Origin of the sequence: Gracilimonas mengyeensis (assembly GCF_900182705.1) — a bacterium.
Lineage (GTDB): Bacteria > Bacteroidota > Rhodothermia > Balneolales > Balneolaceae > Gracilimonas > Gracilimonas mengyeensis.
This window is the reverse complement of sequence record NZ_FXTP01000013.1, coordinates 162,106-177,742: the sequence shown is the minus strand read 5'-3', so window position 1 is coordinate 177,742 and position 15,637 is coordinate 162,106. Positions and strand designations below refer to the sequence as shown.

General features: G+C 41.1%; 14 protein-coding genes. 6 read left to right on the top strand and 8 right to left on the bottom strand.

Annotation, left to right across the window (positions count from 1 at the left end):
* Positions 1-25: 25 nt before the first annotated feature.
* The 4 genes from FN815_RS19255 to FN815_RS14935 form a co-directional block, all read right to left on the bottom strand.
* Positions 26-157 (bottom strand): hypothetical protein, encoded by a 132-nt coding sequence (locus tag FN815_RS19255; RefSeq protein WP_281286808.1) that lies wholly within the window; start codon positions 155-157, stop codon positions 26-28.
* 158 nt (positions 158-315) lie between these two features.
* On the bottom strand, positions 316-1,287 hold the full coding sequence (locus tag FN815_RS14945; RefSeq protein WP_142455452.1) for a hypothetical protein: 972 nt from the start codon (positions 1,285-1,287) through the stop codon (positions 316-318).
* 291 nt (positions 1,288-1,578) lie between these two features.
* A complete protein-coding gene (locus tag FN815_RS14940) occupies positions 1,579-2,085 on the bottom strand; it encodes a hypothetical protein (protein WP_142455451.1) in 507 nt (168 codons plus the stop codon).
* Between the two features lie 785 nt (positions 2,086-2,870).
* On the bottom strand, positions 2,871-5,579 hold the full coding sequence (locus FN815_RS14935; protein ID WP_142455450.1) for a DUF5695 domain-containing protein: 2,709 nt from the start codon (positions 5,577-5,579) through the stop codon (positions 2,871-2,873).
* Between the two features lie 293 nt (positions 5,580-5,872).
* Here FN815_RS14935 and FN815_RS14930 point away from each other — a divergent pair, with 293 nt between their 5' ends.
* On the top strand, positions 5,873-6,880 hold the full coding sequence (locus FN815_RS14930; protein WP_142455449.1) for a glycoside hydrolase family protein: 1,008 nt from the start codon (positions 5,873-5,875) through the stop codon (positions 6,878-6,880).
* 442 nt (positions 6,881-7,322) lie between these two features.
* Here the strand turns inward: FN815_RS14930 and FN815_RS14925 are convergent, their stop codons facing one another.
* Positions 7,323-8,285 (bottom strand): integron integrase, encoded by a 963-nt coding sequence (locus tag FN815_RS14925; RefSeq protein WP_142455448.1) that lies wholly within the window; start codon positions 8,283-8,285, stop codon positions 7,323-7,325.
* Between the two features lie 741 nt (positions 8,286-9,026).
* On the opposite strand from FN815_RS14925, the gene FN815_RS14920 reads away from it, so the two are divergent.
* The gene (locus tag FN815_RS14920) at positions 9,027-9,728 is read left to right on the top strand and encodes a hypothetical protein (RefSeq protein ID WP_142455447.1); all 702 of its coding nucleotides are present in this window, start codon (positions 9,027-9,029) and stop codon (positions 9,726-9,728) included.
* Between the two features lie 625 nt (positions 9,729-10,353).
* On the opposite strand, the gene FN815_RS14915 is transcribed toward FN815_RS14920, so the two are convergent.
* The 3 genes from FN815_RS14915 to FN815_RS14905 form a co-directional block, all read right to left on the bottom strand.
* Complete coding sequence (locus FN815_RS14915; protein ID WP_142455446.1) at positions 10,354-10,629, bottom strand: hypothetical protein; 276 nt, start codon at positions 10,627-10,629, stop codon at positions 10,354-10,356.
* Between the two features lie 140 nt (positions 10,630-10,769).
* Entirely contained in the window at positions 10,770-11,276 is a 507-nt protein-coding gene (locus tag FN815_RS14910) for a phage N-6-adenine-methyltransferase (protein ID WP_221930331.1), read from the bottom strand.
* Between the two features lie 123 nt (positions 11,277-11,399).
* Positions 11,400-11,675: a hypothetical protein gene (locus FN815_RS14905; RefSeq protein ID WP_142455446.1), complete on the bottom strand. Its 276-nt coding sequence runs from the start codon at positions 11,673-11,675 to the stop codon at positions 11,400-11,402.
* 175 nt (positions 11,676-11,850) lie between these two features.
* On the opposite strand from FN815_RS14905, the gene FN815_RS14900 reads away from it, so the two are divergent.
* From FN815_RS14900 to FN815_RS14885, 4 genes are all read left to right on the top strand, one after another.
* The gene (locus FN815_RS14900; RefSeq protein ID WP_142455445.1) at positions 11,851-12,198 is read left to right on the top strand and encodes a hypothetical protein; all 348 of its coding nucleotides are present in this window, start codon (positions 11,851-11,853) and stop codon (positions 12,196-12,198) included.
* An 18-nt stretch (positions 12,199-12,216) separates the two neighbouring features.
* The gene (locus FN815_RS14895; protein ID WP_142455444.1) at positions 12,217-13,077 is read left to right on the top strand and encodes a hypothetical protein; all 861 of its coding nucleotides are present in this window, start codon (positions 12,217-12,219) and stop codon (positions 13,075-13,077) included.
* A 175-nt stretch (positions 13,078-13,252) separates the two neighbouring features.
* The gene (locus tag FN815_RS14890; protein WP_142455443.1) at positions 13,253-14,899 is read left to right on the top strand and encodes a DUF6035 family protein; all 1,647 of its coding nucleotides are present in this window, start codon (positions 13,253-13,255) and stop codon (positions 14,897-14,899) included.
* Between the two features lie 226 nt (positions 14,900-15,125).
* Positions 15,126-15,593 carry a hypothetical protein gene (locus FN815_RS14885; RefSeq protein ID WP_142455442.1) on the top strand — a complete coding sequence of 156 codons (468 nt, stop codon included), beginning with the start codon at positions 15,126-15,128 and terminating at the stop codon, positions 15,591-15,593.
* The last annotated feature ends 44 nt before the right edge of the window (positions 15,594-15,637 follow it).

The window sequence follows — 15,637 nt, the reverse complement described above, 5'->3', positions numbered from 1 at the left end:
CCAGGGCCTACTGAACTGTTCATGATCATAGTGTGGAAGATGGCAGGTCAATCATTCTGAACGAGCTCTTTGGCTCAATGACCAACAACTGTGTATCTGCCCTTCCACCGCCTTTATTTAGTGAAATATCTGCCATCTCACTTTCTTTCCCAAGCATAGGATGACCCTATGATTTTAGCATTAGATTTCTTCCCAATACTGAAGTACTGCTCTCAAAGTGTAGGGTTTTAAACTCTCGGTTGGGACCAATAAAAAAGCGAGTGCCTGAATTTTAAAACAAGGCCTCGCTTTATCAAACCAAAACAGGTATTCAATTTACCAATTTATACCTACCCTAAATAAGTATTGTTTGGACCGCAAATCTATATTGTCTGCATTTCCTGCTATTACGTCTGTAATTTCTCCTAAGCCTTCAGCTTTTTCATTAGTCCAACTCATCCAACGCATAGTAATGCCGACGGTAACCCCGGTTTTTTCTCCTAAAAGACGCTCAAGTTTTCCTTCAAGATTAAAGTCTGTACCACGTGTATATCTAATACCTTCTAATACAGGATCTCCAGTTTCGGGACTTTCCTGGAAACCACCTGATTCTGCAGCACTGGACATATCCCCAATGATACCAACCGACCGAACTATAGATACAAAACCAGTGAGGTTATTTTCTATAATTGGCAAATTAGTTGGCAAACGTATTGATGAACCTACTCCAAGCCCTAAATTTGCATTTCCCATGTTTACCTTGTCATACTCCTCATCAACATCAACAAGCGTCAAACTTCTGTAACCTAAGTTTGCACGAATTGGGATATATGCACTTAAAGGGAGCCCGAAGAGATCATCAAAAATGGTGCTGTTCCCTCCTAAACTTAAGTCAGCAGCAATACTTCTAATATCACTGTCATGTTCTTTTGCATCTGCTAAACCGTAACTGAGGGTAAGCGAGGCTGAATTTGAACTAAGCATTAATGCGGTGAGCTCCCCGTCAAAAGCGAACCGTTTACTACCATTATCCATCTCAAGATTATAACTGTCTGACATATATCCGGCAGTTAATGAGGTAGTAGCCTCACGATTCATAACCGTATCTGTGCTTTGATAATTGTTGTAGGAAGCAGATGTAAAGTCATTTATAGATTCCTCCTGTTGGAATCTAATATCTTCGACTTCTAATGAACCAGCAAAATCGTTTTTATTCCACTGCTTAATTCCCAGAGTGGACTGCGCATATGAAGTAATTGATAAAGAAATGAAAATTATAGTTAGAAAAGGTATATAAAAATGTTTCATAATATTTTTTTGATATTTAAGTCTCGAAAAACCTTCTATTTATATTCATGACCTTAAACACCGACTGCTGAAAAAAACGGTGTCTTTAGATAAAAAACTTACGATTTCAACAGATATGACAATTAAGCATCGTAAATCTGCCCCAAAAAAAGTGCTGTTTAAAGGAATTTATCAGCTCCCGAAAAATTGTATGTGAACATAAAACCTAACTGTACTTTCTATCCCTAAACCTATTGCAATAAACACAGAAAATCCAACAATTAATGAACAACTCTTTACCTAAGCTGTTTTTTAAAAATCCGATTCACCGTCACCAAGAAATTCCATACGAAAACTAAAATATAGCTCCAGTTTTTCCTCCAGCAACTCGTACAGTTCATAGAGTTCTTCCAGCTCATCTTCTTCTGTTTTGATCAGACGCATGTATCCGTTTTTGGTGCGGATATCAAGGGTAAACCATTCTTTGGATTTCATGCCCCGGGTAAAAAGAGCCTTTCCACTTTCAAAATTACTAAGCAGGATTTCATCTACTTCTCCAAAACCAATTTTTTCTCTTTTGAACCGGAAATAACTGAAGAATCGATAGTAGCGGGTGATGGTGTAGTCGTCGGTATTGAACTCAAACTCGTAGCGAGAGAAAATCTTTTGAAGTACCGCTACGGCGAAAATCAGGAAGAACAGCGCAAAAATAAATCCAAGGATGAAGCTGAAGAAGAATAGTATGAAATCAATCAGCGTAAAGCTGGACTCTACCCCGAGAAAAATGTGGTTAGGTCGTTTTTCGAAATCGTAATTCAAGCGTGTTTCCTTCTATAGCCTGCAACATTATTATTGATTCTAAAAGTATAAGGAAAATACCAACGAGTTCACGAAGAGGAATCCGATGGTTTTGGTTTGATAAAGGAAATACTGAAAGGTTACCTCTGAACTATTTGTGTTGCCCCTCCATTCGGGTTCATTCTGTGGCTACCGCCGAAGGATCTTGCATTTTGCGGAGCAACATTGACCAATCTCTTATCTAACATTTCCAGTGATTCCGTATGCAATATGCCGTAGCAGGTTGGTAAGCATTTTCTGGCTTAGGTTCTTCGCTTTCGCTCTGAATGACTGGCCTTATAATTTCAATGTGGTGCCTGATGGATAGATCTAAATTAACTATCTCCATTTTAACATGTATTGCCAAAGCTTCGCCTGACGTTTTTTCTCTATCATCAATGGGGCGAAGCTTGGATATTTTGGGCTTCTTTACCCCGGGTTGCTCCAGTGCTTCCCCGTAAACGGGGGCCCGGACAGGCTTACCCGAGGCTATTTTTGTTTGACCCCATTCGGGGTCCTTTTGGTTAGCTTTTGTAGTCCAATTACTTGGCATCTGCAACAATTTATCAATCCCCAAAATCCAGTCATCCAGAGGCTATCGCCGAAGGACCTTGCATTTTGCGGAGCTTCATTGCCCAATCTCTTATACAACATTACCAGTGATTCCGTGTGCAATATGCCGTAGCAAGTTGGTAAGTATTTTCTGGCTCAGATTCTTCGCTTTCGCTCTGAATGACATGCTTTTTGTTGGTGATTAGATTACATCATTATTCGCTTAGAGTAATCACATTATCCCCGGCAGAAAGTGGTATTACATAAGCCCCTCTCTCCTCCTCAAGGTCTTCATTCGGCTGGTATGTGTCCACCCCACTGATGTCGGCCGGTTGCTCTACGCGTAGTCTGGCATTGGGTGCATTGGCTGTAGCAGATTCAAAGGTAAGTTGAACCTCCCCGGTTTCTGTGTTAAGTGCAACGCTTTCAAATTTCCCGGCATCCAGGGTGAGCCATAACCCCACTTCAGACAAGTACACACGGTTTCTTGAAGAATTCAGTGGATTCATAGTCACCCATCCATCTTCCTCTTCGATATTCCCGCCAAAAGCCTGCCATCCAAATTCGGGATGGTTCACCAGGTAAGAACTGGTATTGATAGCATGTCCAAAGAAGTTCTGCCCATAATCTCCGGAGAGATAATCAATCCTCAAAGTAGAGGGATAGGCATGGAAGCCGGAAGCGCCAAATCCATCCTCGGTAATATTGGCGATGGACCCCTGAAGTCCTCCGTAACCGACTCTTAGCAGGTACATATCATCAGGATTCAGCCGGTATTCATGAAGCACCGAGATGGCATTCAGTCCGGAACCATAATGATGAAGCTGCCGCTCAATGCGGGATAGCTCTCCGGCAAAAAGGAAATCCCAGTAACGGCGGGCACTTCCGTTATATCCCCAATGAGGAACGGTGGGCATATAGCCAAGAATGGCGTTAAGTGTCACCAACGCTTTTGCATCAAAGCCAAAATAACGGCACCAGGCATACACTTCTTCCTGTCCGGTAGAATCCCAGGGCATCTCACTTACAAAAGGGAAACCAAGCGACCGCCAGACTTCTGCCCGGGCCCGCATGGTAGCTTCAAGTTTCTCCGCCTGTTCGGTCCATCCTTCGCGTTTTAAATCCATCAGGATTTTAAGAAATACTGTTCCTTCCATCTGTCCATACTGCGCATAATGAGGGGCGAATTCCATCATGGCCTCTGCCGTTTGATAGGCTCGCTCCAAATACCACTCCCATTCGTGATTGTCCACATAGCCTTCGTAGTTTCGGGACAGGCGATATAAACCCCAATGCAATGCAGCCACGTGCGGATAATTATACGACCGGCCCAAGTCAGCCGCCCCTTCGGTATCCCAGCTGGACCATCCGCCATAAGGAACCTCTTCACTGTATGTACCCTCGGGCATGGAATCCGGTTCATAGTAGAATAAACTCTTTTGGACACCATATTTATGTTCACCATCGCTGTGCTGCAGACCACCCCATACCACATCATCTACAAACAGTTCCATTTTTTCAATTTCTTCTTTTTCGGGCTGTATCACCTGCTTCATGATAGCCGCTACCCATGAGCCGGCCCCGCCTTCGTCACTTAGCCCCGCTACCCACGCCCGATTGTCTTCTGTGACCTGTTCGTTTTTCCCGTAATCATAGCTGATCACCGAATGCGTTCGGTTAAAGGGATCATCCGGTTGATCAAACCACTGCTCCGTGGTGAGAAAACGGCCGGCATCATCCACTACCTGCATTTCCGGCTTAATGGTTTTATAGTTAATGGATTGGGATACCCCATTCTCATAATGGATCGTCACACGGCTTCGGCCCCATGATTTGCCACGCACCTCATACGACTTCCAGCCGTTGGGCGTATCTTCCTTTTTCTTTAACACCACGGAGCCGGCCGGTTCCACATCAATCCAGCTTACTTCGCTATGATAATTCAGGTATAAATTCCCGGTTTGATCCATCGGCAATACGTAGCCCGGCAGGCCTACTGCCACCGGCCTTTCCTGTTCAATCAAAGTTGATTCTATATCCCGGATGCTATCGGAGAGTACAAATTTGAGACTGTAATTCCTGGTTTCGCCGGGATTCAATATTTCGGAAGTTGGTGGATTCCACGGCTCGGCGGCACTCCACTCATTTTCAACGTAGGCTTTGCTGTGCACCATCCATTCATAAAAGCCCTCGAAGGTAATCTGCCGTTGGGTTTTATCTTCATTGAGGGGCTTATAGGCTTCAAAAGGTGTGTTTTCGCCAGGTGTTACCAGCAAGGCTGGTCCATGCCCATTGAGACGTGTTACCTGCAGATAGCCGGCATCCTGCCCGATATAAGGATCATAAAAAGAACACAAAGCATGGGCAGTGTCCAGGTCTTTGCCGGTGAGGATATTATTAAAGACCATGGGAATGCCAAGAGCCCCGATCTCGATCTGCTGACCGGTGGTGTTTTTGATTTCAAACCGAAGCACTAATGTTCCCGCCTCCGTTTCCCAATAGCGTTTGGCTTGTATAGGGAATCCGGCCCCCAAAGTGTTTGAAATATCTGCCGCCGCAAGCATATCCCCCGAAACCTCTAAAGATGTAACCGGAACCCGGTTCTCAGCAGTAGAAAACTGTTGCCATTGTTTGGAGCCTTCCATTCGTAATCTCAGGGTCAGATCGCCCAGGTGGTAATATTCATTTTCAGCGCGGTTCTGCAGTTCTCCTGCCGGGGTGAAGTCAAACCCCTCCTCACCTTTGGGCTGCAGTGCGGCAATAGTTTGCGAGGCCTTTACCAGCTTTAGATTGAAGCCCGGTGTCTCCAGCTCTGTCATCCCCTGATCCAGCCTGAGTGCCGGCGGCGCCTCCTGTTCCTCTTGTTGAGCTTGTAATTGAAAGGTGAGCAATGCAAACAGGACAAACAGTACTATCTTTTTCATAATATCCTAACTTAGGTGGTTGATATATTTCCGCAGAATGGCAAGGCTATCTGACTCCAATCACTTACAAGCCATTACGTTAAGGTAGATACTAATAAAGTGTGTCCGCCACACTTAAGCAAGGATGAATTTTAGAAGAATGTTTTCTATACGATGACAGTAGTCTTTTCTCAATCCTCATATTTTGGTTCGTAAACTATGCCAAAGTTTTTTATTCTTATTTGTTTTAGATAGCAGCAAATAGTAAGCTCATAATAAAAACCTCCATTCCATTTTAAATAAAGAATAATTCAATGTCCCGTTACCTGATTGTATTCTTCCTGTTTTTGATCCCCTTTACCGCCTGCACGCAGGAAACAGAAAAAGCAGACGAGCCCGCCGACAAGCCACTGTTCCGTGACCCTGTCTATGACGGAGCTGCCGATCCCGTGGTGATATGGAATCAGGAGGAGAAAAAGTGGTTTATGGTGTACACCAATCGCAGGGCCAACACCGAAGGGCTTGACGGGGTAACCTGGGTGCATGGAACGCGCATTGGGATTTCCGAATCCACCGATGGCGGTGCTACCTGGGAATACCGGGGCACCAGCAACATCCCCTCCCCTTATACCGAAACGCATTGGGCGCCCGACGTGATCGAACATGAAGGGCTATACCACATGTACCTGACTTACGTGCCCGGGGTTTTTGATAACTGGAGTCATCCTAGGGACATCATTCACCTGACCAGTGAAAACCTCATAGACTGGGAATACCAGTCTACGCTGGACCTGGCCTCGAACCGGGTGATTGACGCCAACGTGATGCAGTTACCCGACGGAAGCTGGCGCATGTGGTATAACAATGAAGTGGATAACAAAGCCATCTATTATGCCGACAGCGAAGATCTTTATGAATGGGAAGACAAAGGCAAAGCCGTAGGCGACCAGGCCGGCGAGGGACCCAATGTATTTCAATGGAAAGATCAATATTGGATGGTGACGGATGTGTGGGACGGCTTGGCTTTGTATAAGTCAGATGACCTGCTTTCTTGGGAGCGTATCCCCGGAAACCTTCTTCAGGAACCGGGAACCGGTGAGGATGACCAGGTTGCCGGGCAGCATCCCGATGTGCTTATTAATAATGGCCGGGCCTACTTGTTTTACTTCACCCATCCGGGTCGGACGGAATCCGCCTCTGGAAATGATCCCTACCAGGAACGCCGAAGCTCGATACAGGTTGTGGAGCTAAAGTATGAGGATGGCCGGATTGTATTAGACCGGAACGAACCCACCTACATTGACCTGCAACCGCCGCAATAGAATATTGAATAGTGAACATTCAATATTGAATTTTGAAGTGTTTTTCTTTTGAACTGGATTTGGCAGGATTGGAAGATTTAAAATCCTGTTCATCCTTTAATCCCGTGAATCATGGTTCAAAATGATAGGAGTTTTACTGTAAATGATGAACTTTATGCCTGTTCGTATCAAGACCCTAACCCTGTCCCTTTCCCTCCGGCTCCCCTTTTTGATAATCAACTCTTTGGCAGCGCCGCAGGGCAAGGGGACGCTTTGGTGACTACATTGGTAGCTTCGCAAATCGCAAATCGCAAATCGCTAATCGATCACTCGCTAACCTGTTGGAAGTGGCTTTCTGTAAACTTTATAATTAGTGCTGGTAATTGTTGGACAGGCCTTTACGGCTGATAAACTGTTTTTAACAGATATTCGATAGATCGAGTTGCGACTAGCGAGCGGCGATCTATAAGACATCCACCGGGCTTTTGATATAGTTGCCGCCTTTGTTTATGACGTGGGTGTAGATCATAGTAGTTTTGAGGTTTTTGTGGCCGAGGAGTTCCTGGACGGTGCGGATGTCGTAGCCACTTTTGAGTAATTGGGTTGCAAAAGAATGCCTGAAGGTATGGCAGGTCACTTTTTTCTCAATATTGGTTTTGGCCAGGGCATTCTTCAATTTTCTCTGTACCTGTCGGCTTGAGATGTGATGTCGATGTTCTAATTTAGTTCGGGGATCTTTTGAGAGTACCGATGAGGGAAACAGGTATTGCCAACCCAGGCTCATTTGCTCACCGGGATATTTCCGAGCCAGGGCTTTTGGCAGCAGTGCTTTTCCATATCCTTCAGCCAGATCTTTTTTGTGAAGAGCTTTCACTTTTTCTATTTGACGACGAAGTTTTGGAATACATTTCTGTGGCAATAAACTTACCCGGTCTTTATTTCCTTTTCCTGATCGAACCCATAGCTGCCCGTTTTCGAAGTCTACATCCTGCACTCTTAGCCGCAAGCATTCCGAAATCCGAATACCACTGCCGTAGAGAAGTTCGCATATCAGGAGAGTGCGACCGCTGAGGTGTTGTAAAATCATCATCGCTTCTTTATGAGAAAGTACCACGGGTAATTTTCGGGGTTTCTTTGCTCGTTTCAGGTTATCAAGCTCTAATCCATCCCGACCCAGCACATTTTTGTATAAGAAGAGTAAGGCTGAAAGTGCTTGATTTTGGGTGCTTGCTGCTACATTTTTGTTATTTGCAAGATCATTTAGGAACTGTTCAACCTCTTTGTCCCCCATTTTTTTAGGGTGTACCGTTCCGTGAAAGCGAATATACCTGATAATCCAGTTAGTATAAGCCTGTTCCGTTCGATAGCTGTAGTTTCGTCTTCTTATTTCTTCTCTAACACGCTGTAATAATTTAGATTTGCCCATAACGCTATTGCAAAAGTTGTTAATGTTGCTATATTGTGAGAGCGATGAAAAGGCAAGTCCTTACAAAAAAAATAGATTTTATTTGACGGGGTTATGCGACATTCTCTTCGCATAAGAAATTAAAAGATGTGTCAGGGCCTTTAAATGGATGATTTCCGGATCTTATACGACGTCTCATAAGATACCCCCTGCCGCATATTAATATGTTAGGGCGCGTCAGGCGCATCACTTTCTGGTAAAAAAATGTGCCTTCCAGGAGGTGGTAATTTTTTGGGCAGGTAATCGGTTCTAGTCGTTGGTTTGGTTTGCCTCTTCGTAGGTTTTCCCAAGCGTCGGGGCGCCACGTAATCGATTCTGAATTTTTTCTCTTTTAAAGGTGTGGCGCTTTGCCTTCTCGGCCATCCTTCGCGGGCTCTTTCCCGTGCGCCTGTCGCTTAGTTCCAGCATTTTTGGCTTATAAGCCGGCGGTGGTTGTTCAGTTTTCGTCGTTGGTTTTACCTGCCTCGCCCTAACAATGCGTTTCAAAGCGGACGCGGACGAAGTTCGGTCACACTTGTTTCTAAGGAATTAATTTTGCTACTTCAACTAAATTATAATCCCCGCGCCGTTTAAACGCTGGGCCGTTAGGCACTCCTCTAAACAGGTGGTATCATATAAATGCCTCCAATTTAGTAACAACTTTAAGGAACAAACCTCTTTGTAGAACGTTCAAATAAAAAATTAATACTAAATATATTTACTATGAAAATTTCAAAAAGCATGTTGTTATGTTTGTTAGTTGGAACTTTGACTATTTTTTCTGCTTGTTCAAGTTCGAGCGACAGTGGTGATTCCCCTACCATTGATATAAATTTCAGCACAAACACTAGTACATCAAGCCTTTCAAAAGCTTCGTCCCAAAGCCTGGCAAATTCCCTCACATTCTCAAGTGGAACAATTACACTCACCCAAATACAGTTTGAAGTTGAGAACGATGGAGGTGACTCAGTAGAAGTAAACATTGAGCAAATCGTGAACATTGATTTTGCAACTGGAGAAACCTCTCCCGATTTAAGTGATCTCGAATTACCTGTTGGAACCTTTGTCGAAAGCAGAGTGGAACTTGAATTGCGTGATGAAGATAATACACCTTCGGTGGTTATTGAGGGTACCTTTGAGGACAGTAATAACCAATCCCATCCCATTCGATTTGAGTTCAATTCCGGGGAAACCTTCGAAGTTGAGCGGGAAGGAACGGTTACTTTCGATTCCGGCATGAACGTTATTGCCGAAGTCACCTTTGACCCTATCGTTTGGTTTGCTGGTGTTAGCATCGATATGTTAGAAGAGGCAACCAAAAATAATAATGGTGTAATCGTCATTAGTGAAACCAGTAATAGTGATATATTTGATATAGTAGCTGATGGGCTTGATCTGGCCACTGAGATAGAAATCCAAATGTAATAGTTATTGGGGAGAGTGCTCTTCTCCCCAATTTTTTATTCAGACATATATTAGCTTATCTGTAAAATGTCTGAGTAATGCCTAACAAGGCGTTTTAAATCGGACGCGGACGGGGTGCGATGGAAACTTGATTGCCAGGATTTAATTTCGCTATTTCAAAATAAAATCATAATCCCCGCGCCGTTTAAACGCTGGGTCGTTAGGGCGCGTCAGGCGCATCACTTTCTGGTAAAAAAATGTGCCTTCCAGGAGGTGGTAATTTTTTGGGCAGGTAATCGGTTCTAGTCGTTGGTTTGGTTTGCCTCTTCGTAGGTTTTCCCAAGCGTCGGGGCGCCACGTAATCGATTCTGAATTTTTTCTCTTTTAAAGGTGTGGCGCTTTGCCTTCTCGGCCATCCTTCGCGGGCTCTTTCCCGTGCGCCTGTCGCTTAGTTCCAGCATTTTTGGCTTATAAGCCGGCGGTGGTTGTTCAGTTTTCGTCGTTGGTTTTACCTGCCTCGCCCTAACAATGCGTTTCAAAGCGGACGCGGACGAAGTTCGGTCACACTTGTTTCTAAGGAATTAATTTTGCTACTTCAACTAAATTATAATCCCCGCGCCGTTTAAACGCTGGGCCGTTATAGGCACTAATCAACATAAACACTCTTTTCGCATTCATCTATTAATTGCTTTGCCTCAGTTACACCAAGATTATATCTAACATCATTCTCACATTTTAGTCCAGTTACTTTTTCTTTTAGCTCTCTAAGAGTAGCAATTTTAATCCTGTTGATAATAAAGTCTGTCAGCACGCTATCTCTTTTCATTTCCTCCAAATCACGGTATTTCCATTTGCAATAATAAACATGGTCTAAAAGAATTTGCCACCACCAGTGCTCGCTAAACGGTTTATGCTCTTTCATAAATTATCTGTGCCTATAACAAGCGCATTAAAGGGACAAAGCCTCAACTTTGCCCACGCTTGTAGTTAATGTTTTAGTTATTTAACGTTGTTCAAATTCATAATCTCTTTGCCCCTTATGCGCCAGAACGTTAATTGCATTCATAGCTCTGTATAAAATCCTCTTAGCTTACACGTTTTTAATACCTCAGCATTTTCACGTCCATAAGCAATAAGTACGCTTGGTGCTCCTGCATTCATTTTTGCTTTCACACCATTTGCCCGATGAAAATTTAGTCTCCCGTCAAAGAAGAATATTCCTTTTGCTTTTCCCCAAACATAGTTATGGAAGTATTGAGTCTCCGTCCGGGCAAATGTTAGGGCAATACCATTCCCATAAATTGATAGCTTCTGCATCCACCTATCAATTTCAGAGTATGGAGGGTTCATCCACACGCGCCCAAACCATTCTTTACTGTATCCATCATCTTTTATAGTGTACATGGTTTTTGCTGTTTCCCAAGGTTGTTCAATATGGGCGCATGGATCTAAATCAAATTGCCCTAAAGCCTGAATAATCTCAGGTGGTGTAAGCCAAATATCCGTGTAATCTTCTTTGTTTCGAATATGCAAGCTTTGGGTTTTTTCTGTGTCAAATAAATTCATCATGCAATTAACAATGGCGTCAAGCGGACAGGCTTCAAGTTTGCCCTGCTTTTTTCCTGTTTAATATTTATTGCTTTTAAAAAATCATAATCTGCCTGACCGCTTACGCCTAACCCGTTATAGGCACTAATCAACATAAACACTCTTTTCGCATTCATCTATTAATTGCTTTGCCTCAGTTACACCAAGATTATATCTAACATCATTCTCACATTTTAGTCCAGTTACTTTTTCTTTTAGCTCTCTAAGAGTAGCAATTTTAATCCTGTTGATAATAAAGTCTGTCAGCACGCTATCTCTTTTCATTTCCTCCAAATCACGGTATTTCCATTTGCAATAATAAACATGGTCTAAAAGAATTTGCCACCACCAGTGCTCGCTAAACGGTTTATGCTCTTTCATAAATTATCTGTGCCTATAACAAGCGCATTAAAGGGACAAAGCCTCAACTTTGCCCACGCTTGTAGTTAATGTTTTAGTTATTTAACGTTGTTCAAATTCATAATCTCTTTGCCCCTTATGCGCCAGAACGTTATACTGCTTTGAGCAATTTTTTAAATCACAACACATTTTACTCATGTTTAATCTTTTCAAGAAGGAAAAACCAAAAGAAGAGGGCTCAAATTTAGCCAAAGAAGCTAAAATTGAAATTGTTTTAGAGAAAGGACACATTAGCGGATTCCTTATTTTTATAGAGGGAAATCCTTCTTCAATTTCAGACAAGTTGAAAAATAATTCTTTGGTAAAAACATTTGTGAGTACAATTGAAGATCGAATCAAAAATAAAGATTATGAAGATCCCCGTAATGCATTGTTTGATGATTTAATACTTGAGGATATTAAAGAAGATGATGTTTCAAATGTAATGAGAGCAGTTTTTTCAACCAATAATCAGCCACTATTTAAATGGCAACCTGATAAATAGATCAAATAGATTCGCAATATGAATGAAATTAAAATTCACCAACCTGGTACTCGAACAACAGACTATAGCAAAGCAGAGCAAATTCAAAAAAGAACACCAAAAGCATTTAAAAAAGCACAGCATGTTTTAAATTATGCTGCCAAATACGTCAAGAATCGAGGCCTCTTCTCAACAGAAAAATCAAGAGCAAAAAAATTACAAAATGCTATTTATGATTTGGAAAAAGCTCTTGATCAAGACGGCTTTCTGCTTGAGGAAAAGAAAATAAATGGAAAAGCATGGGTTTTGATAGAATATTTTTCTCTTTTTTCAGATACTTTTCCGAATTGGCAAAATGAGTATAAAGCTTTGAATAAATTTATACCTAAGTGCTTTTCAGAAACACCAAAACAATCATCAACTAGTGAAACTCCAAACCTAAAAGAAAATGTAGCAAACGGAATCAAATCAGCAACAAAAGATATTGTTACCGATGAGGATTCAGCTGTAGAATGTAATGAAATTTGCACTACCGAGGAGGGAGCCGCATGGTTATATACAGAAGTTATGATTCAAAAAATGAATGCTTTAGCGTTTGTTGTGTGGTCCAAATGGGGGAAAAATTATGACTGGGCAGACGGTGATTTCATGACAGAAAACTTAGTGCAAGGGATCTATCGAAACCACGACCAACCAAATATTTCTACAACATTAATGGATGGTTTTATGCGACTCCAAAGAATTGAAGGTGAAGGTCCTCAACGGCTTCAAAAAGTATATGAAAGTTCTGCAAACCTCGTTTTAAAGCGCGATCCGAATGTAAGAAAAGAAGAAATAACAAATTACTTGGACAACAAAGTTGAGGAATTTATAAAAGGGTTTGGCAAATATTTCGGTTAGAAACAATTATCTAAATCCGTTCGCAGTATAACCAGCGCATTAAGCGGACAGGCCTCGCCTGATCTTGCTCGCTTCCCATTTATTAGTTAACATTTCATTTTGTAATTAACTGAACACATTGGCGCCTGCAGCTTATGCGCAAGGCCGTTAGTGGTATTAATTAATAAGTCAACTCATGAGCTCTGAAAGATCTATTAAAAAAGCGATTGATGAAATTTCAGGGGATGTAGTATATGCGGACAAAATATTTAATGCCGATAGAGAAACCCACGAAAAATTCCGCAAGGCATACGATATAGGTAAGTTCGTTCCTAAATGCGTTGTATGTAAACAGTATCTTTCCGTTAAATCCAGTAGCAGTAACCGAGTCTTTCTTAGTCACAAGCCTAATTCTGGTTATTGTGTACTGAAAGACAATAATTATTCAAAATCAGAAAGAGACAAAACTGAAGAAATATATGCTTCTAAAGAAAGTCCAGAGCACAAATACCTAAAGAATAAAATCGGCAATCTATTAAAAAAAACTAACGGGGTTGATAAGAATTCAGTCGTAATTGACAGTGAATTTTTAGTTAATGATGAAGGGGAAAGACGTAAACCTGACATTTACTGTACATACAGAAATAAAGCTTTAGCATTTGAAATACAACTATCTACTCTTACTCAACGGTATATTTTGGAAAGAACAGATTTTTATAGAAATCAAAAAATTTATTTGATTTGGATTCTTGAAAATTTTGATTCAAAGAAGAATGCTAAGATGAGAAAGGATTTAAAGTATGCAACACCCCATGAAAATTTCTTCAAGTTAGATAAAAATTTCTCAGAAGAACTGAAATTGAATTGTAAATTTAAAGAAGTAATAAATGTTACAAATGATCTTGATGTATTTAAAAAATGGAGAGAAAAAAGCATTTCTTTAGATCAATTGAATTTCAATGAAAAAAATTATCAATGTTTTTTTTATGATATCAGCAAAGCAGAACTGAAGTCTAAGGCTGAAAAAATTAGATTAGAAATAAAAGAGAAACGCAAGAAGAATTACAGTGATTATAATTCTATCCATGAAAAAATTTACGGTCTGGATTCTGAAGAAATTGACATTCTTAATGACCACCTAAAACTTCAACAACGAACAACCAAAAGTGGGAAGCCAGCATTAAATTATTATATAAATCAAGCTAATGAACCATCTTTTATTCAATTCCTTTTGAAGTGTGAAGTTTTAAATATTCAAGTAAATGAATTGGATAATCAAGGCGTAACAGCATTTCAAGAAATTATTTACAACAATAATCTCACCTTTGGTATTAAGAAACGGTTAGTTAAATATTTATTTAGAAGAGGATATGAGTTCATAGAATCTGACAAAAAAGTTATTTCAGAAGTGATAACTAATGAACATGACGCAGAAAAATTAATTACGCTGGGTAATTTATCTTCAAAATCTCCTCCTAGAATCGTTCATATGATTTTCGAGAATGAAACACTGTTTTATATTCTTGAATCTATAAGAGAAAATAGAATTATTGGATTTAATTACAATCCAGAAGTGAATCCTGGTCATTGGGTTGCATTTGCAAATAATGCAATTGACAACTACTCTAAACATTGGCTCTATATAGAAGCTGCATTTAAAGCTTATGGTCTTTGGAATAAAATCTTAGAACTTGATAAGAAGGGTTCTTTCAAAAGAAAGTTAAAAGATTTCCATTCTAAAGATTTTAACCAAAAAACTCCTAATGGCAATATCGGTTTCTTGTATCGTGAAGCTCATAAGGAACTGAATTCGAGGAAAAATACCACTAACAATGCGTTTTAAATCGGACGCGGACGGGGTGCGATGGAAACTTGACCGCCAGGAATTAATTTTGCTACTTCATCTAAATCATAATCCCCGCGCCGTTTAAACGCTGGGTCGTTAGGCCAACAAAGCACAAAGTTTAATTCAGTGTCACAAAGGCTATCCACATGATAATTTCATTTTGATACGTGATTCCGTATTTTTATGTTCAATTTCAAAGCAGCTTTATTCAAAAAGCATACACTTGTTCAAAAAAAGTAAGCTCTTTAAAACTACTTATAAATTATCAGCCCGTCTGCTGCTGATCATATTTGCTATGCACGTGTTAAGTGTGCATAGTCTCGCAGAGTCATTGGTATATTGTTTTGAAAATAATGGTGATGTAAATGTTGAGTCAAAGGCCGCGGTTGGAATTTTCTTTAGTAGTGAAGCCGAAGTCCACGAAAATGATGGCCATGATCACGAACAGCAAACCGTTTTTCACCAAGACAGCGATCACCACATAGATGTTCCCATTTCCTTACTCTGTGCAAAAGAAGACAAGCTGAATCGCTTTGACCAACAAAAGACAGTTGCTGATCTTAAACGAGCTGTTTATCAAAAAAGCGAAATTACCCCGGCGTCCCGTTCTCTCCAGCAAACCATTTTCTTACCACCGGTTATAGAGAACTCTGTCACCACCAATCTAAAGACCGTAGTACTTCTGAATTAGGCCATACAGCCCTTCTTATACCTAATTCAAAATTGAGAATGTGC

Bases quoted from the DNA above. Each gene is read 5' to 3' on its own strand.
- FN815_RS14915 (WP_142455446.1), bottom strand. From the start codon at position 10,629: ATGAAAGAGCATAAACCGTTTAGCGAGCACTGGTGGTGGCAAATTCTT.
- FN815_RS14935 (WP_142455450.1), bottom strand. From the start codon at position 5,579: ATGAAAAAGATAGTACTGTTTGTCCTGTTTGCATTGCTCACCTTTCAA.
- FN815_RS14905 (WP_142455446.1), bottom strand. From the start codon at position 11,675: ATGAAAGAGCATAAACCGTTTAGCGAGCACTGGTGGTGGCAAATTCTT.
- FN815_RS14925 (WP_142455448.1), bottom strand. From the start codon at position 8,285: ATGGGCAAATCTAAATTATTACAGCGTGTTAGAGAAGAAATAAGAAGA.
- FN815_RS19255 (WP_281286808.1), bottom strand. From the start codon at position 157: ATGCTTGGGAAAGAAAGTGAGATGGCAGATATTTCACTAAATAAAGGC.
- FN815_RS14930 (WP_142455449.1), top strand. From the start codon at position 5,873: ATGTCCCGTTACCTGATTGTATTCTTCCTGTTTTTGATCCCCTTTACC.
- FN815_RS14945 (WP_142455452.1), bottom strand. From the start codon at position 1,287: ATGAAACATTTTTATATACCTTTTCTAACTATAATTTTCATTTCTTTA.
- FN815_RS14900 (WP_142455445.1), top strand. From the start codon at position 11,851: ATGTTTAATCTTTTCAAGAAGGAAAAACCAAAAGAAGAGGGCTCAAAT.
- FN815_RS14895 (WP_142455444.1), top strand. From the start codon at position 12,217: ATGAATGAAATTAAAATTCACCAACCTGGTACTCGAACAACAGACTAT.
- FN815_RS14920 (WP_142455447.1), top strand. From the start codon at position 9,027: ATGAAAATTTCAAAAAGCATGTTGTTATGTTTGTTAGTTGGAACTTTG.
- FN815_RS14910 (WP_221930331.1), bottom strand. From the start codon at position 11,276: ATGATGAATTTATTTGACACAGAAAAAACCCAAAGCTTGCATATTCGA.
- FN815_RS14890 (WP_142455443.1), top strand. From the start codon at position 13,253: ATGAGCTCTGAAAGATCTATTAAAAAAGCGATTGATGAAATTTCAGGG.